This window comes from Chryseobacterium panacisoli (assembly GCF_008274625.1).
Lineage (GTDB): Bacteria > Bacteroidota > Bacteroidia > Flavobacteriales > Weeksellaceae > Chryseobacterium > Chryseobacterium panacisoli.
The window spans coordinates 126555-143838 of record NZ_VTRU01000002.1 but is presented as its reverse complement, the minus strand read 5'-3'; the positions used below and the strand labels follow the sequence as shown (position 1 = coordinate 143838).

At 37.7% G+C, this 17284-nt stretch carries 15 protein-coding genes; 7 read left to right on the top strand and 8 right to left on the bottom strand.

Going from position 1 to position 17284, the window contains the following annotated elements:
* Positions 1-27 precede the first annotated feature (27 nt).
* The 7 genes from FW781_RS11175 to hflX all read right to left on the bottom strand — a co-directional run bounded on the left by FW781_RS11175 (position 28) and on the right by hflX (position 8005).
* On the bottom strand, positions 28-1266 hold the full coding sequence (locus tag FW781_RS11175; RefSeq protein WP_149387517.1) for a hypothetical protein: 1239 nt from the start codon (positions 1264-1266) through the stop codon (positions 28-30).
* Entirely contained in the window at positions 1267-3279 is a 2013-nt protein-coding gene (locus tag FW781_RS11170) for a hypothetical protein (protein ID WP_149387516.1), read from the bottom strand.
* 17 nt (positions 3280-3296) lie between these two features.
* Positions 3297-3965 carry a hypothetical protein gene (locus tag FW781_RS11165; RefSeq protein ID WP_149387515.1) on the bottom strand — a complete coding sequence of 223 codons (669 nt, stop codon included), beginning with the start codon at positions 3963-3965 and terminating at the stop codon, positions 3297-3299.
* A 135-nt stretch (positions 3966-4100) separates the two neighbouring features.
* A complete protein-coding gene (locus FW781_RS11160; RefSeq protein WP_149387514.1) occupies positions 4101-4817 on the bottom strand; it encodes a DNA alkylation repair protein in 717 nt (238 codons plus the stop codon).
* An 18-nt stretch (positions 4818-4835) separates the two neighbouring features.
* Positions 4836-6122 carry a cation:proton antiporter gene (locus FW781_RS11155; RefSeq protein ID WP_149387513.1) on the bottom strand — a complete coding sequence of 429 codons (1287 nt, stop codon included), beginning with the start codon at positions 6120-6122 and terminating at the stop codon, positions 4836-4838.
* A 21-nt stretch (positions 6123-6143) separates the two neighbouring features.
* Entirely contained in the window at positions 6144-6779 is a 636-nt protein-coding gene (locus FW781_RS11150) for a DUF4919 domain-containing protein (RefSeq protein WP_149387512.1), read from the bottom strand.
* Positions 6779-8005: a GTPase HflX gene (hflX, locus tag FW781_RS11145; RefSeq protein ID WP_149387511.1), complete on the bottom strand. Its 1227-nt coding sequence runs from the start codon at positions 8003-8005 to the stop codon at positions 6779-6781. The genes FW781_RS11150 and hflX overlap by 1 nt, the downstream gene beginning before the upstream one ends.
* 192 nt (positions 8006-8197) lie before the next feature.
* Here hflX and FW781_RS11140 point away from each other — a divergent pair, with 192 nt between their 5' ends.
* The 4 genes from FW781_RS11140 (at position 8198) to FW781_RS11125 (ending at position 12491) form a co-directional block, all read left to right on the top strand.
* Positions 8198-8905, top strand: a complete 708-nt coding sequence (locus tag FW781_RS11140; RefSeq protein ID WP_228720186.1) for a LytR/AlgR family response regulator transcription factor — start codon at positions 8198-8200, stop codon at positions 8903-8905.
* A 160-nt stretch (positions 8906-9065) separates the two neighbouring features.
* On the top strand, positions 9066-9539 hold the full coding sequence (locus tag FW781_RS11135; RefSeq protein WP_149387510.1) for a T9SS type A sorting domain-containing protein: 474 nt from the start codon (positions 9066-9068) through the stop codon (positions 9537-9539).
* A gap of 6 nt (positions 9540-9545) precedes the next feature.
* Complete coding sequence (locus tag FW781_RS11130; protein ID WP_149387509.1) at positions 9546-12068, top strand: beta strand repeat-containing protein; 2523 nt, start codon at positions 9546-9548, stop codon at positions 12066-12068.
* 6 nt (positions 12069-12074) lie between these two features.
* Positions 12075-12491, top strand: a complete 417-nt coding sequence (locus FW781_RS11125) for a hypothetical protein (protein ID WP_149387508.1) — start codon at positions 12075-12077, stop codon at positions 12489-12491.
* Positions 12492-12595: 104 nt separating this feature from the next.
* Here FW781_RS11125 and FW781_RS11120 read toward each other — a convergent pair whose 3' ends face one another.
* Entirely contained in the window at positions 12596-13030 is a 435-nt protein-coding gene (locus FW781_RS11120) for an META domain-containing protein (RefSeq protein WP_228720185.1), read from the bottom strand.
* Between the two features lie 86 nt (positions 13031-13116).
* Here FW781_RS11120 and FW781_RS11115 point away from each other — a divergent pair, with 86 nt between their 5' ends.
* The 3 genes from FW781_RS11115 to FW781_RS11105 all read left to right on the top strand — a co-directional run bounded on the left by FW781_RS11115 (position 13117) and on the right by FW781_RS11105 (position 17239).
* On the top strand, positions 13117-15324 hold the full coding sequence (locus FW781_RS11115) for a S46 family peptidase (protein WP_149387507.1): 2208 nt from the start codon (positions 13117-13119) through the stop codon (positions 15322-15324).
* Between the two features lie 78 nt (positions 15325-15402).
* Positions 15403-15879 (top strand): YdeI/OmpD-associated family protein, encoded by a 477-nt coding sequence (locus FW781_RS11110; protein WP_149387506.1) that lies wholly within the window; start codon positions 15403-15405, stop codon positions 15877-15879.
* A 133-nt stretch (positions 15880-16012) separates the two neighbouring features.
* Entirely contained in the window at positions 16013-17239 is a 1227-nt protein-coding gene (locus tag FW781_RS11105; RefSeq protein ID WP_149387505.1) for a spondin domain-containing protein, read from the top strand.
* The last annotated feature ends 45 nt before the right edge of the window (positions 17240-17284 follow it).

Here is a 17284-nt window from a genome sequence, read left to right as displayed (position 1 = left end):
ATAGATAATTTTATTCGGTTTCTATAGTTACCACCGTAAAATTAAGGGTAATTCTCCGTTTTTTGCTTTTATTTTCACCCAATAATCCTGCGACTTATTCCCATACAACACATAATCTATATCGGAAATGATTCTTTTTTCGCTGGCACTCAGGGTTTTTAAAGAAGAATACAGCAGACTGCTGTTTCTGATGAAAATGTAGTTTTCTTGTAACCGAGGTGATAATGCTATTGGTTTTCCGGATGATTGTATGATAATACCGTCAATATTCTGGCTGACCTGATTGGGCTGGAAAGGAATTGCGGTGAATTGATTTCGGCTGTTGATCCACTTTTCAGACTGTAAATACGCCCAGGTTTTATCAGGATCATCACTTTTAATATCGAGGGTATAATTGGGCTGGGTAATTTTCTGAAAGGTCTTTTTTTCAATTTCATTGAAATTGTCATCATATTCATAGCTGATGATGGTATCATTAACCTGTTCAAGATCTGCCGTTGCTTTAAAGTAAATAGCCTGTGAGGAATCTGCAATACTTTTATTGAAAAAATGGCTGAGGTTTTTGATGCTTTCCTTATCTAATTCAATCTCCATGAAGTGGTTTCCCTTCTGAAGTTTGGAGGCTAGAGCATCAAGAATTCCAGGATTTGAATTGTTTTTGATTTCAATTTCATCATCATGTAATTCAATAGAAAAGTTTTGAATTTTCTCTCCTGAAATAAAAGAAATACTTCCTGTAGTGTTATGAATAAACTGATCTGCATCCAGAACAGAATTTGAAGAAGCCTTGAGAAGATTTTTCTGAATCGTTTCAAAAGCCAGATCTGAAGTCCCTGCAATACAATGCCCACCATTGATTATGATGAAAAACTGATCCTTCTGAAAACGATTGTTTCCTTTATCTACAAAGTTTTGCTTCTTTAAAAAAGCAATGAGTTTTTGAGAATCTTTAATTTCTAAAACACTATACCATTCGGAGAACTTCGTGTCTTTAATATGGAAGATCTGTAGAAAATCCGGAATTCTGATTCCTGAATCTTTCAGTGAGCCTGAACTTTTGCCCTTAGCCTTACTTCCGGACCAATGTGAGGGATGTGTTACCAGGCCGAAGAGGTATTGTCCCGTTACTTTTTTTATATCAATTAAAACCACTGCATCTGCATTTTCAGGAATATATCTGAGGTTCTTATTTTTATGAAAACCCACAAAATAGACTGCAATAACGAGCAATAAAACTAACGGGACAATAATCTTCTTTTTATTCATCTATAAGATTTGTGGTTTCTCTTCGGTTTCTTTTGTTTTAAAAACCTGATCGAATACATCAAAGAAATACATTAAGCTGTTTTCCGAAGAATCTTTAATATTATAATTCATTTCTGTCTGAATGCTTTCTCCTTTTACCTCTGTCTTATAATACATTTCACCTACATTTTTTCTGATGGCATCCAATGCCTTTCTTTCCTTAGGGCTTTTGAATTCCTTATCTAAACCTATCAAAAGTTTTTGGATATCCAATCTTCCTGATAATGGATACTTAGCAGAATCTTTCGCCCATTTTCTGGAAATATCAGACTGATTTACAGGTAAAATATTGTCCGCAGAGCTCATCAGATAAACAACGCCATCTTTTACAGTGAAGAACAACTGATCTATATATCCTCCATCCTTTTCTTCTTTAAAAGTATAAAGATTTCCTTTTTTAGAGAATCTTTTAGAAAATTTCTTATTGGTCGAAAGCAAATCAAAAATACGGTTCCAGTAACCTTCATTCTCCGTAGCAAAGGCAAAAGTGAAGTTAGGAACAGCAATATCTTTAGTTTTCTTTACTTCTTTTTCGTTGAAATCGGCATCATATTCATAATCTGTGTATTCTACTTTTTTAGATTTTAATTCATTCAAAACAAAGATTCCGTTTCCTGGTGCTATTTTGGCAATGGCCTCTTCATCCAGAACAATTTTCACGGTTTCCATGATCAGCTCCATTTCTTTCTTGTACTCGGTTTCTCCGGAATGCTGAAGCAGGCTGTACATCATATCAAAGCATTTGGCTCCATTCACATTCATTGCATAGTAACCAACACTTTTTTCATTGATAAGCTCCAGCAGTTTTTTATTCTTCTTTCCTTTATAAACAGCAGAGATATTTTTCTGAATGTCAGCATTTTTGTGCTGATAATTATTAACAAGCCTTACCTTATCTTTATCAAAATACAGATTGTAAGAATAGTTGGAATTGTACATATTTTTAAAGAGCTCCCCATAGCTGTAGAACTTCGTCATCTTGCCATAAATTCCTTCATTCACAATTCTTCCGTAGTCTGCATAGACAAAAACATCAGAATGGGCATCTCTGAATGCCAGCATTTCCTTGGGCACTCCAATTTCCAGATTTGAACTGAAGTATTGGTCAAAATGGTCTTCAGCATTTTTTTGAACGATCTTAAAGTTTTCTCTGCGGATAGAATCCTGCTCTTTTTTGTAAGCGATATCCTCTTCCTCATCGTAAGCATAAGCATCAGCAGGCATTTCTTCTTCATTTTCAGCGCTCTCCTTCTCTTCAGGATATTTATGGTGTTTCTGCAGGTATTTGATATCTTTCTGGATCCTTGCAATCTCGTTATTATTATCTTTGATACTTTCCTTCAGATATTTAATATCGTCTTTAAGATTTTTAATTTCTTCTTTATAATCAAAAGGTTTTTCCGGCTCATCAGTATAAGCAGTATCTCCTGTTTCCGCGTAAACGGAGTCAACGGCAACAGCTGTACTATCTGCAACAGCTTCTGTTGTCCAAAGATCCTTATAAGGTTTGGTATAGCTTATCATCCTAAGAACCGCTCGGCTCCCGTTCCATGCAACAAAAATATCGTCATTGATATCTACATAAGAATAGTTCTTTTTATTAGAAATTTCCTGTCCTTTTTTCTTGACAGAATTAATGAATTCCTGAAACTTCTCCTTATTATCAATGATAAAATGAGTATTGTATGCCTTAATGGAGTCATTAAAGCTTGCATAATGGTATTGAACAGCGTCATATTTGATTCCGGTCTTGGAATAATCTGTCCACGAAAGGTTTTCTTTGTTCTTTTTGCTCAATTCGTGCAGCAAAGGATTCAACTTATTCCAGTTGATTTTATTATTTAGCTGTTTCCCGTTGACTTCCATATAAAATACGGCATCACTAGGGATTTTCATACTATTTTGGGCAAAAACCAGTGTAAAACCCAAGAGTACAAAAAGAATTTTTTGTGTTTTTAATAAGATAGATTTCATGACTATAGTTTAGAAATTTATTGAAAAAGAATTGTGTTTTGTATTTGTTTTTTCTGAAGAATCAGGTCCAGAATATCAGCTTCCAGCTTGAGTGCTTTTTTATTGGGAGAAAGCACATAAACACTGTTCGTTTGTGATTTCACCGTACTTTCAAATTGCATGACGGAAGTATATTTGGCATTGTTAAAAACTTCCTTATCCGCCTTGCTCATCTTGTTGTAATCTTCTTTGAACGTATTGACCTTATTTCTTGCGAATATCTTTTTTTCGAGATTCTGGCTGTAAACCTGCGTCGGAACCATTTTACCCAGTATGTTCTGAGCTTTCAGTTTTTCCAGTCCGGCATTGATGTTTTCAATCTTTTTGAAATTACAGCTCAGTTTGATGATATAATTATCAAAATCCATGGAGGTTTTCACATTGCTGATTCCGGGAGTTCCTTTAAAAATTTTTGCAGCTTCATTGATTTTATTTTCAATATCGGCCTTTTTCGGAACTTTTTTCCCGTTAATGGTTTCCATTTTTGAGATAGATGCCAGTCTTGTTTTGCTTTTGCTGGCATTCAAAATAATGGTATACTCTCCTGTACCATCCGCCTTTACATTCACCTTATCAAGGATATCGAAACAGCTTGTCAGGAGTAGCAAAGGAATACATAGAAGAAATAATCTGAGAAAATTTTTCATGATTGGGTTTAAGACCACAAAATTACTCAATTTTGGACTTACATCCTTACAATCTTTGATTTTTTGAGCATAAATAGCTGTTTTCCGGTACTTTTTCAGGACAGGAAACTACAGTGCTATTAATTTTATTCTCATTTAAATACGTCCTTTCAGATAATCCTGGCGAAGATCTTCGTCCAGCTTTTCAATAGCATACCGAAGACAGGTTCTCGGCATTTCTTTGTAATACACATTCAGATAGCTGATCAGTTCTCCTTCATTCTTATTTCCCATTTCGCGTAACAGCCATCCGTTTGCTTTATGCATCAGATCGTGAGGGTGTTTGAGGTTTTTGGTTACGAATTCCTTTGTAAGATAAAATGAGCCTTTTTTTATATAATGCATCGTCCCGACAACGGCTACTCTTTTGTGCCACATTTCTTCAGACTCTGAAAGTTCTCTAAGAAGATTTTCTTTCTGATTTTCAAAAGAATATCTTCCCAAAATCTTATAGCATGTGGAGTCTACCAAATCCCAGTTATTCACATAGGGCAGGTGATTCAGGTAAAAAGCAACCACTTCTTCTTTTACAGCTTTATCTTTTGTTTTTTCAAACTTTGAAATCAGCATAAAAAGTGCTGTCAGCCTATGTTCATGATATTTTGAAGACAGTAATGTACTGAGCTCTTTTAAGCTTATTTTCGAGTAATATTCTTTCGCAACAGAGCGCTGGTCCGGAACTTTTACGCCCAAAAACAAATCACCTTCGCCATATTCTCCTTTTCCGGTTTTGAAAAATCTCGGAAAAAATTCTGCCTTTTCAGGAATGGACAGAACGGCTAGGGCTTCCTGTATTTCTTTAACGATGCTCATAAGTACAATTAAGCGTTTTTAAGCTTTCTCTTCTAAGGTAATATTCTCCTGTTCTTCCTCTTCTTTTGCAATCTTATTGGGATTGGCCACCTTGGCAATGGTAAGTCCCTGAACAATAATGGAGAAGACTACAACACAATAGGTAATACTTAAAATAATCTCACTGTATTCACTTTTAGGGATAGACATTGCCAACGCTATAGAAACTCCACCTCTGATTCCTCCCCAAACCAGAACTTTTACGGTCTGCGGGCTGAAACTTTTTCTCAGAGAGGTAAATTTTGTAGGCCCCCAGATAGAAATAAATCTTGCAAACAGTACAACCACAATAGCAGCTAAGCCTGGAATCATGAAGTGTCTAAGGTCTTTAATCATCAAGAGTTCAAATCCGATGAACAGAAATAATACAGCATTCAGAATTTCATCAATAAGCTCCCAGAATTTGATCAGATAATCCTGAGTGACTGATTTCATTTTGAAACTTCTGTTGAAGTTCCCCATAAACAATCCTGCAGCAACCATAGTCAGCGGCCCTGAGATATGCATCTGTCTTGCAATAAGATAACCTCCCATCACTACAGAAAGCGTTACCAATACAGAGATAATATAATCATCCACTTCACGCATCAGTCTTGAAGTAACCCATCCTAACAGAACTCCGAGTAAAAGACCACCTCCGGCTTCTTTAAGCAAAAGCAATCCAATGGTTTCTACGCTCAGATCCACTTCTTTCCCGACTGCCAGCTGTAAGATCACTGTAAAGACCACAACTGCCATACCGTCATTGAAGAGAGATTCTCCGGCTACTTTTGTTTCCAGTGATTTGGATACGTTAGCCTGTTTCAGAACACTCAGAACCGCCACCGGATCGGTAGGTGAAATCAATGCTCCAAAGACAAGGCAATAGATGAAGGGAAGCTTAACGCCAACATAAGGCAGTAAATAAAACATTCCAAATCCTACCACAAAAGTAGAAATCACAACTCCCACCGTGGAAAATATCACTACAGGTCTGAACTGCTCCTTCAGGTCATTAATATTAATATGAATTCCTCCCGCAAAGAGTAGAAAATTAAGCATAGCTCCCATCAAAACCTCCGTAAAGTCGATACCATTCATCAGATTGTGAAGATGACCGAAGGTTCTCGGAAGTACTGTTTCTCCGAACATTACCAGGAAAATAGACACCACAATGGCGATCACCATAATTCCGATGGTACTTGGAAGTTTTAAAAATCTGTAATTGAGATAGGCGAATATTGATGCTAATACGATTAATGCTGAAAATGAATAATATAATTCCACTAAGTGTTTTTTATTTTATGATTAATTGGTAAGTTCCAAATAGAGTATTTTAATATAGAGCTGCTGCCCCTCTTTTTGCCAAACATCAAACATGCCATCCTTGGCAGGTTTTGAGCTTCTCGTATAATCCTTTCCTATATTCAGAATGTTCAGCAGAATATATTCATCTCCTACAGAATTGACGATATAGGCTGTTTTTTCAGATTTTCCGTCTCCTGAGATTTTTATCCCTTCCGTAAGCGAACGAAACTGATTCAGATGATGCATAAAATTGTTGCCATCCTTCACAGAATCATATGCTCTGAGAAGGATCAGCAAAATATCCAGGTTCGTAGGATCTTTATCATACAAGGCCTTCCCCTGCTTGATACAGTCTGCAAAATTGTTCTGCTTAAAGGCTTCAGCAAGGCTTTTAAAGCTATCGTCTGACGTGCTTACTTTATCTTTTCTGAAATTTCTTCCATAGTAAAGATATTGAGACTCTATGCTGTCCAAAGACTTCGGATATCCTTTATATTTAAAAATAAGCTTCTCATAATTGTAGGGAGAATCAGAATTTTTGAGACTTTTCTCAACAGCTTTTAAATCAAGCTTTGATTTCTGGCTGAAACCAAAAACCGAAAACATGATGAATAAAAGGAAAAAGTGATATTTCATTAATTGTTGCTTTCTTCTTCCTCGTCGTTATCGAAATATTCGAAAAGGAAATCGTTGTATGGAAATCTGGAAATATGAATCTTCATCACCTCATCGTAAATCATTTTCTTCATTTCCGGGAAGTTTTCCTTCGTTAAAGCAGAAATGAATACGGTTGGGTATTTTGATTTCCCCATCCATGTTTTCTTCCACTCTTCCAGAGATATATTTTTACGGGTTGAAGGGGTAAGATCGTCCTCATCCTTTTTCTCATAGCTGAAATCGTCAATTTTATTGAAGATCATGATCATTGGCTTCTGATGGGCATTGATTTCCATCAAAATATGATTTACAGATTCTATGTGATCTTCAAAACTCTCATGCGAAATATCCACTACATGAATTAAAAGGTCAGCTTCACGAACCTCATCCAAAGTAGATTTAAATGATTCTACCAGCTGAGTAGGCAATTTTCTGATGAATCCTACTGTATCCGTAAGCAGAAACGGTAAGTTTCCGATCACCACTTTTCTTACTGTGGTATCCAGAGTGGCAAATAATTTATTTTCTGCAAAAACTTCAGATTTTGAAATGGAATTCATCAAAGTAGATTTTCCAACATTGGTATATCCCACCAAAGCTGCACGAACTACTTTCCCACGGTTATTACGCTGAGTCGCCATCTGCTTGTCAATGGTCTTCAGTTTTTCTTTCAGCAATGTAATCCTGTCACGGATAATACGACGGTCAGTTTCAATTTCCGTTTCTCCGGGACCTCTCATTCCAATTCCCCCTTTTTGACGTTCAAGGTGAGTCCACATTCTGGTCAATCGTGGTAAAAGATATTGATATTGTGCCAGTTCCACCTGAGTTCTTGCATAAGAAGTCTGGGCTCTTTGGGCAAAAATATCAAGAATAAGATTGGTACGGTCCAAAATTTTAACCTCCATCTCTCTTTCCAGATTTTTAAGCTGTGAAGGAGAAAGTTCGTCATCGAAAATTACAGTTCCGATCTCGTTTTCTTTTACATATTCTTTTATCTCAATTGCTTTTCCGCTTCCGATGAAGGTTTTGGAATCAGGCTGAGTCAGTTTTTGGGTAAAACGCTTTTGTACGGTTGCTCCGGCTGTGAAAGCTAAAAACTCAAGTTCATCTAAATACTCTGTCAGTTTTTCTTCGTCTTGATTTTGGGTAATAACACCCACTAAGACCGCTTTCTCATAGTTATGTTCTTTCTTTTCTAACATTAAGTTCTATCTATGTTTATGATTTTTACAAGTTAATATTTTTCAGAAAAAAAACAAAATCAATTTTTATTTAATAACATATTTTAATATAAATTTAAGTTTGCTGATGAAGGTTTTATAAAAAATCAATAACTTTATGTAATAATTTTCTGATTTTTAAATATTTAAATCAAAACTAATCTCCGGAATATCATGATTACCCATATTAGATGTATGATTATTGATGATGATGAACTGGACAGACTGGTTCTTCAGCATTATATCAAACAATATCAAAACATTGAAATTGTTGCCTCTTTTGATTCTGCTGAAAAGGCAGTTCCCTATCTTGATGTTCCTGCTGATCTTTTGATTATTGAGACTAATTTGCAGGGTATGAGCGGACTTGAGTTCCGGAAGCTGGCCCATAAGATACCTGCCTGCATTTTTGTAAGTTCCCATCCGGAGCTTGCTGCCGGAGCTTTTGAAATCAGTACGTTAGATTTTATCATCAAACCCCTCACCACAGAACGCTTTCATTATTCGATGGAGAAGCTTTTTGATTTTTTTGAAGTGAAAGAAAAATGTGAATGCTATGACGCTATGGTAGGAGAAAACTGCATCAAAATAAAAGAAGGAGGACATATTTTTCAGATTAAAATGAAAGATATTCTGTATCTGGAGGCTTTGAAAGATTACACCAGGATTATCACTCTTGAAAAAAATCACTGTATTTTAAATTCTCTGGGAAATCTCCTGCAAAAAAACTTTTTTGATTCTTTTGTCAGAATACACAGAAGCTATGCGGTTCCCCGCCACCTTATCCGCGGAAAAAACTGTCACGAAATAGAACTGGCACATCATATCAAACTTCCTATCGGACGTACTTATAAGGATAATCTTTCTTTTTTCAATCCTTAAAAAAGCTAAGCAAACTTCAACAATAATTCACAAAACGCCGTTGGTCGATTATTTCTGCCGTTGGTCTATTTTCCTACCATTCGATTGAGATAGGTGGTAATTTAGTCTTCCCAAATTCCCCCAGAAAAACACATCTATTAATCACCAAAAACTGTTATCCATGGAAAGAATATCTATTTATTGTATTATTCTGTCTGCCTTTTCCGTCTCCATACTGCATGCACAATCTGCAGTTTTGGCAACCGGACTGGATGCTTCAGCAGCTAATGGTTTTGTTTCTTACAGTGTAGGTCAAACGACCTATCTCGAAAAAGGAACAGGACAAGTTCTCGAAGGCGTTCAACAGCCTTACGAAATTATCACTCTTACTTCCCTTGAAACCTCTTCTGAACTCACAGGTATTTTGCTCTACCCTAATCCTTTCAGAGATTATTTGTATTTAGATTTTACCTCAAATAATTTTAAAGGATCAGAGTATCAGTTATTCGATGCCCAAGGTAAGCTGGTAAAAAAAGATAAGATCTCACAATCAAAATCTGAACTTAATTTCTCCTCACTTCCTGCTGCCATGTACATCATCAGGATTACTCAAAATGGAGAAAATATTAAAACATTTAAAATCATCAAAAAATAAAATGCCATGAAAAAAATATTATTACTGTTTTGGATCCTGACTGGTTTCTTTATGGGACTTTCTCAGGCTCCGGAAAAAATGAGCTACCAGGCTGTCATGAGAAATGGCTCGGGACAACTCTTAGTCAACCAAGCTATAGCCGTGAGAGTAAGCATATTACAGGGATCTCCTGCCGGCGCTGCAGTCTATTCAGAAAGACTCACCGGAAATACCAATGCCAATGGGCTTATCAGCCTTGAAATAGGAACAGGAACTGTACTTACAGGAACATTTGCCACCATCGACTGGCCTGCAGGAAGCTATTATTTAAAAACAGAAACTGACCCTGCCGGAGGAACCAGCTATACGATAGTAGGAACCAGCCAGCTGCTAAGTGTTCCTTATGCTATGTATGCCAAATCTGCAGGTGGTGGAGGTGGAAGCTTCGCAATTCCCTATACGAATACAGTAAATAATGCCTCGACCTTATTTTCATTAACCAATGATGGTGATGGAACATCTTTAGAGGGTAATAACAACACAACTACGTCAAATATTGCAGCAGTAAGAGGAGTTGTTACCAATGCTGCCCCCGGAGGATTTTCTTCAGCAGTTCGTGGTATTAATAACGGAACCGGAGGACTGGGAGTAGGTGTATATGGAAGCCAGGCCGGAAGCGGATGGGGAGTATACGGTGTTACTCCAAATGGATTAGGTATATATGGTAATGCCAGCGCAAACGGAACCGGAGTTTATGCCAACAGTAATACAGGAACCGGTCTTACTGCTACCAGTAATAACGGAATCCCTGCTAGTATCTCAATCTTCAACAATGCAAATAATAATGTTGCTCTTAATGCATCCAGCGTAGGGAACGGTACCGTTATAAATGTCACAACCTCAGGAAACGGAGCCGGAGTAAGAAGCTCCACCGGAGCAGGATTTGGAGCACACGGAATAACTTCTGCCCAGACATCTGCTGGTGTTGTAGGGGATAACAACGGAGGTGGCGAAGCTGTAGTGGGCAGAACTACCAGTGATATTGCCGGGGCTGTAGTAGGCCGTAATGACGGAGGCGGATATGGAGTGAGAGGTTTTGTAGCTACCAATACATCCGGAACCGGTATTGGTGTTTACGGACAGGTAGGTTTAAATAACAGTACCGGACGTGCCGGAAGATTTGAAAATTTTAACCAAACGAATACTACAGGAAATACTTTTGAGGTAGAAACGAACGGAAATGGAAATATTCCGGACAATACCCAGGGAAATGCAGCTTCTTTTCTGGTTGACAATACCAATAGCGTTGGTGCAGCAGTAAGAGGAGAAGTAAACACTATTTTCGGAAATTTTGGTGCGGCAGCCATTTTTGGAGTTTCTTCAGGAACTGGGGGGCGTGCTGGTTTATTCTATGCCTCAAACCCTGCAGGAAACGGAGCTTCATTGATTGCCCTGACCGATGGTAACGGAAATGCTATCACAGCCAATGCAGGAAAAGACGGAAATGGTATTGAAACCAATATTGATGGAGCCGGAAACGCACTCTACGCATGGGTACCTACTTTTTCTACCGGACGAGCCGGAAGGTTTAACATCTTCAATGAGGATAATACCAGTGATGTTATAACAGTAACCACAGTTGGTAATGGTATTGCAGGGAATTTTAAAGTAGATAGAACTACCGGAACTTCGGCTGCAGTAAGAGGAGAAGTAAATTCACAGTTTGCAAACTTCGGCACAGCAGGAATCTATGGAATTTCTTCTGGTACAGGAGGATATGCAGGTTTATTTCATGCCAGTAATCCTTCCGGAAACGGCCCTGCACTGATTGCTATTGCGGATGGAAATGGTAACGGTATCACCGCTAATGCCTCCAATACAGGAGACGGTGTAGAAACTACTGCAGATGGAACGGGAAGCGCTATCTATGCCTGGGTTCCTAATTTCGGACAAGGGCGTGCGGCAAGATTTGTAAATTACAATACTGCTAACACCAACCCTCCCCTTACAGTAGAAACCCACAGCAACGGCTCTATTGCAGTATTTAAATCCGGAAATCCGGGCACGGTAAATGTAGCCAGAATCAATTCTGCCGGACGCGGATTCTTTAACGGAGGAACTCAAAGCAGCGGTGCTGACGTTGCTGAAGCATTTGATGTCAATGGAAACATTTCCGAATATGAGCCTGGTGATATTCTTGTTATATCAACAAAAGCAGACAGAACTGTTGAAAAATCTTCAACATCTTATTCCAGTCTTGTGGCAGGAGTATATGCTACCAAACCAGGAGTACTTCTTACGGAAGAACATATTGACACTGATATTTCCAATAAAGCTCCTATGGGGGTGATTGGGGTAATTCCTACCAAAGTATGCCTTGAGAATGGAAAAATAAAAAGAGGCGACCTATTGGTAACTTCATCTAAAGCAGGCGTTGCCATGAAAGCGGATGTCAAAAAGGTAAAAATAGGACAGGTCATCGGAAAAGCACTTCAGGATTATGACCAAAAAGAAATTGGAAAAATTCAAGTATTAGTCAACATAAAATAAACCGTCATGAAAATAGCATATATTATCCCGTTATTATTCTTAAGCAGTATTATCTACGCTCAGGAAAATAAAAAGGCTGCTCCGGTAGAGGAAGATCAGGCACTGGTTGTAAAACAGGCACAGGAACAACAGGCAAAACTAATGCAGGAAGCTAAGGAAAACAATGAAAAGAAAACTGTAAACTCAGGTCTTGTTTCTGATCATGGACTTGAAGTAAAAAAACAGGATTCAAAACCCAAAGCAACTGCAGACAATTCAGGAAAGCTTCTCCCTAATACAGCAAGTCTTGAAGACCTAAAAAAAACAATCCCTAACAGACAGGCATATCACAATATAAATTCTAGGAACACAAAAATGACAGTTACCGGGCTGCCTAACACAGCAACCCTGGAGGAAATAAGAAAAACAATTCCCAAAAACTAATGACTCTCAAAAGCTAATAACCGCAAAAAAGCTGATAACCAACTAGATTTTTCAAACAAAGAAGTCCGCTGCAAGGCGGACTTTTATATTATATGGATAGATCATTAATCCCAATCTGCAGCTACAAATTTCATTGTATTTCCACGATCATCGGATAAGGTAAGAAAATGTCCTTCAATAGAATACTTAGTCATCGTCTCAATTTTTTTCTGAAAAGATGTTTCAAGATTCATATCCTGGCAGGCTTTCATGGTACTTACTCCGGTTGAAATTTTTACTTTTCCTCCTTTTTTAAATTCAGAAACAAAAGACATTTGATTACATCCCATATAAGCATTCCCTTGAATTTTATTGTCAACCATACTGGCCGTCAGATTCATTTCAGCTTTATGGGCAACCAGCTGTTCTTTTGAAAAACCATCAAAAGAAATCAGCATCCACTGCCTTTGAAGAGAGGGATTTTTATCCGGCACTGAGGAACAATTTAAAACAAGTCCTAAAAATAAAACGGCAAAAATTGATGAGAGTATCTTTTTCATGCAGATTATCATCCCATTTTCATACCAATCCGGGACAGAATCTCGTAAAAATTAGTAAATTAGCGACACAAAAATTATTTTATAAAATGAAAAGACTATTTCTACTATTCACTTTCTTACTGGGCTTTGCTCAGATGAGGGCGGATGAGGGGATGTGGCTGCTAATGCTCATCAAAAGACTTAACGGTGTTGATATGCAAAAAGAGGGTCTACACCTTACGCCTGAAGAAATTTATTCTGTAAACAACTCAAGCTTAAAAGATGCTATCGTAAGTTTCGGTGGTTTCTGTACAGGTGAGATTGTTTCGGATAAAGGACTTATATTTACAAACCACCACTGTGGTTACGGTGCTGTTGCTGCGGCTTCTACACCAGAAAAAGATTATTTGAAGAACGGTTTCTGGGCTATGAAACAGAAAGACGAATTCAATGCAAAGGATCTTTATGTAAGATTTTTAGTGAGAATGGATGATGCTACGCAGAGAATCACTTCTAAACTAAACAACAATATGACCGGAGCAGAGAGAAAAGCTGTTATTGATGCTGAAACAAAAGCAATCCAGACAGAAAACTCTGAAAACGGAAAATATACTGTAGTAGTAAGAGACTTCTTCAACGGAAATGAATTCTACTATTTCGTATATCAGGATTATAAAGACATCCGATTGGTAGGTGCTCCACCTTCCTCATTAGGAAAATTCGGAGGAGATACAGATAACTGGGAATGGCCAAGACATACTGCTGACTTCACTGTTTTCAGAGTATATGCTGATGCTGCAGGAAACCCTGCTGAATATTCTCCAAGCAACACTCCTTTGAAGCCTAAACATTTCCTTCCTGTTTCTCTTAAGGGAATTAAGCCTGGTGATTTCTCAATGATCTTAGGTTACCCTGGAAGAACAAACCGTTATCTGACTTCTTACGGAATTCAGCAAATGGTAATGAAAGATTATCCGGCTTGGGTTGAGGCTTCTAAACTTGCCATGGATGTAATGAAAAAGTACATGGATAAGGATAAAGCAACTCAGCTTAACTATGCTTCTCAATATGCTTCAGTAGCAAACTACTGGAAAAACAGACAAGGAACTATTGATGCGGTAGAGAAAAACGGAACAATCACTGACAAACAAAAAACTGAGGATATCTTCAGAAAATGGTCTATGATGCCTGGAAATCAAGAGTATGATGGTCTTTTAGAAGATATTGGAATATATTACAAGCAGGTTTCTGAAAGAAATGTTGAAAGAAACTACGCTTCTCAGTTCTCAAGAAATGCGAAATATATTTCTCTTGCTCTACAGGTAGGTTCTGTATTGAAGACTTATGCAGCTCAGGATATGCAGGGAAGACTGGCAATGAAGGCTAAAACTGAAGCGGCTATCAAAACAGCTTATGAAAACTTCAATCCATCTTTAGAAGGTGAAATGCTTGCATCTATGGCAGGCCTTTACCAGGCAAGAGTTAAAAATCCTGAAGTTGCTTCTGCTACTATTTTAGGATTGGACGCTAAAACAGTTTCTAATTTAGCTTATTCTTCAATCTTTGCGAACAAGGCTTCTGCAACCAACTTCCTATTGAACCCGGATGCATTGAAACTTGATGCTGATCCGCTTTGGAAAGTTGCTAACGGAATTGTTGCTGACCAAAAAATGAGCAATGAAAGATTTGTGAAAGTAGATGATAATTTTGCTAACAAGAACCGTCTGTTCTTAGCTGGATTAATGAAAGCTATGCCAGAGAAAAAATTCTACCCAGATGCTAACTCTACCATGAGATTAACGTATGGTACTGTAGATAAATTACCTATCAGAAATGACAGAAATTATTTCGGTATTACCGATAACTATTATACTGACATGACTGGTCTTGTTGGAAAATACAAGAAAGGTGATGAAGAGTTTGATCTTCCTCAGAGAGTGATTGACCTTTACAACCTGAAAGATTTCGGACAGTATGCTGATGCAGCAGGTTATATGCCTGTAAACTTCCTTTCTAACAATGATATTACAGGAGGAAACTCTGGTTCTCCGGTAATTGATGGAGACGGAAACCTTATCGGTATTGCTTTCGATGGTAACAGTGAAGCATTAAGCGGTGATATCGTATTTGAGCCGGAATGGCAGAAAACCATCAACGTAGACGTTCGTTTCGTTCTTTGGACAATTGACAAGTTTGCTGGTGCAAGAAGATTAGTTGACGAGTTGAAGCTTGTAAGAGGAGAAAACACTCCAGCTGATACAAAAACTAAAAACTCAGGTACTACAGCAACACCTAAGAAAATCAATAAAAAATAATCTTATCTGATATATTTTTGAAACCGTGAAATTTACTTTCACGGTTTTTTTATTTTTGACTATTAAAAACATATTATCATGCCGCCTAAAAAAATCAAATTCACAGCTATTATTCAGCAGAACGGAGAGATGAATGCCGCGTTTGTAGAATTTCCTTTTTCTACAGAGGAATTATTTAGTAAAAAAGGACAGGTAAAAATTAAAGCCCTCTTTGATGACAACGTTGAATACCGCGGAAGTCTGGCTAAAATGAAATCTGACTGTCATATTTTAGGCCTTACACAGGAAGTCAGGAAAAAGCTTGGTAAAACTTTCGGAGATGAAGTTTCTGTTTCACTTACTGAAGACAAAGAAGAAAGAGTGGTTGAGGTTGCAGACGATATCGTTTCTGTTTTTAATGAAAACCCTGGAGCAAAGATTTTATTTGACAAAATGAGCTACACTCACAAAAAGGAATACATCCGTTGGATTGAAGAAGCCAAAAAGCCCGAAACAAGAGAAAACAGAAAGATCAAAATGATTCAGATGATTCTGGATGGGAAAAAGGGAATATAACTGATCTTATTGTTCACTCTAAAAAGCTATACATTAAAAAAAACTGAATTAAGAAAATATTTTTTGTCAGGATCTCAAAAAGTAGCCGACTATAGTTACAGATACTATTTATAACTATAAAAAATTTACTTTTATGAACAAATTTATTTTCAGAACATCAGTTTTAGTGGCGGCTACTCTAGCAGCATTTACCCTTTCTTCATGCAGTGATTCAAATGACGACATGATGACAGACATGGCTTTTCAAAGAACAATTACCTTTGAAAATGTAGTAACCCCTAAAGATTTTGTACAAAGCGGAAGTTTTCAGGGAACGGTAACTCCTCCCACCATCATGCCCGGACAATCTGTTTCTTTTACATTCAATGCAGGAAAAACACAGGCCCTGATGTTTGCAACAATGTACGGCGCTTCAAAAGACTGGTTTTTTGCTTCCCAGCAGCCGGGCATCAAGCTGTTTGACTCCAATGGAAATGCTATTACCGGCGATGTTTCTTCAAGCGTACTATTATGGGACAACGGAACAAAAGATAATACGACAGGACAGGCTGAAAGTAAACCCATTATGCAGGTTCCTAATGTAAACGCTTCACAGCTTATGAAGCTCAATCTGGCTTACAATGATGTAACCTCAGAATTTACCCTCACCATTACCAATACATCTGGCGGAACTGCCAATGAGACGCCTTTTTCTCCCGGAGTATGGGCGGTTTCCAATTACAATGGTTCTCAACTGCTGAACAGTGCTCCGTTTTTCACTCCTAATGCTTTATCAAATCCTGATATTACTGATATTGCTCAAATGGGAAATATCAGTAAAATGACGACTAAACTAAATGCTAATACAGGAATTATGACTGGGCTTTCTCCAGCATTGATTGTCGTTTACCGTGGGGATAAAAATCCAATGTATGAATTAGGCAAAACTGACAGCGGAATGGGACTGAAAGACATTGCCCAATTTGGAAATGTAGCCAAGCTCCAAAATAGTTTGAAATCTTTACCTAATGTAAAAGGTGTATATGTTGCCGGAAATGCTCCTGTAGCACCGGGAAACAAAGTATCAACAAGCTTCAATGCTGAACCGGGTGATAAAATTGCCTATGCAACGATGTTTGGTTTCTCCAATGACTGGTTCTATGCCAATGAACAAAGTATTGATGCGAATACTAAGGGAGATATTAGCTCAAAAACCTCATTATATGATTCCGGAACCGGCATTGATCAATATCCTGGAGCTGGAAATCATCAGGCCTTATTTGGCGGAACACCCCAAAGTGAAAATAAGATCATTTCCAAAGTTGGAATCCAGTATCCTGTTCCTGCTGTTCAGAATGTAATTAAAGTAACCGTTAACTAATCTTCAAATAAAGAAAAGGTCAGACATTTATAGTCTGACCTTTTT

What these genes read in the sequence shown, in the direction of transcription:
- FW781_RS11175 (WP_149387517.1), bottom strand. Translation starts at nt 1,266, where the DNA reads ATGAATAAAAAGAAGATTATTGTCCCGTTAGTTTTATTGCTCGTTATT.
- FW781_RS11110 (WP_149387506.1), top strand. Translation starts at nt 15,403, where the DNA reads ATGCCGCCTAAAAAAATCAAATTCACAGCTATTATTCAGCAGAACGGA.
- FW781_RS11165 (WP_149387515.1), bottom strand. Translation starts at nt 3,965, where the DNA reads ATGAAAAATTTTCTCAGATTATTTCTTCTATGTATTCCTTTGCTACTC.
- FW781_RS11105 (WP_149387505.1), top strand. Translation starts at nt 16,013, where the DNA reads ATGAACAAATTTATTTTCAGAACATCAGTTTTAGTGGCGGCTACTCTA.
- FW781_RS11115 (WP_149387507.1), top strand. Translation starts at nt 13,117, where the DNA reads ATGAAAAGACTATTTCTACTATTCACTTTCTTACTGGGCTTTGCTCAG.
- FW781_RS11170 (WP_149387516.1), bottom strand. Translation starts at nt 3,279, where the DNA reads ATGAAATCTATCTTATTAAAAACACAAAAAATTCTTTTTGTACTCTTG.
- FW781_RS11120 (WP_228720185.1), bottom strand. Translation starts at nt 13,030, where the DNA reads ATGAAAAAGATACTCTCATCAATTTTTGCCGTTTTATTTTTAGGACTT.
- FW781_RS11135 (WP_149387510.1), top strand. Translation starts at nt 9,066, where the DNA reads ATGGAAAGAATATCTATTTATTGTATTATTCTGTCTGCCTTTTCCGTC.
- FW781_RS11160 (WP_149387514.1), bottom strand. Translation starts at nt 4,817, where the DNA reads ATGAGCATCGTTAAAGAAATACAGGAAGCCCTAGCCGTTCTGTCCATT.
- hflX (WP_149387511.1), bottom strand. Translation starts at nt 8,005, where the DNA reads ATGTTAGAAAAGAAAGAACATAACTATGAGAAAGCGGTCTTAGTGGGT.
- FW781_RS11130 (WP_149387509.1), top strand. Translation starts at nt 9,546, where the DNA reads ATGAAAAAAATATTATTACTGTTTTGGATCCTGACTGGTTTCTTTATG.
- FW781_RS11150 (WP_149387512.1), bottom strand. Translation starts at nt 6,779, where the DNA reads ATGAAATATCACTTTTTCCTTTTATTCATCATGTTTTCGGTTTTTGGT.
- FW781_RS11140 (WP_228720186.1), top strand. Translation starts at nt 8,198, where the DNA reads ATGATTACCCATATTAGATGTATGATTATTGATGATGATGAACTGGAC.
- FW781_RS11125 (WP_149387508.1), top strand. Translation starts at nt 12,075, where the DNA reads ATGAAAATAGCATATATTATCCCGTTATTATTCTTAAGCAGTATTATC.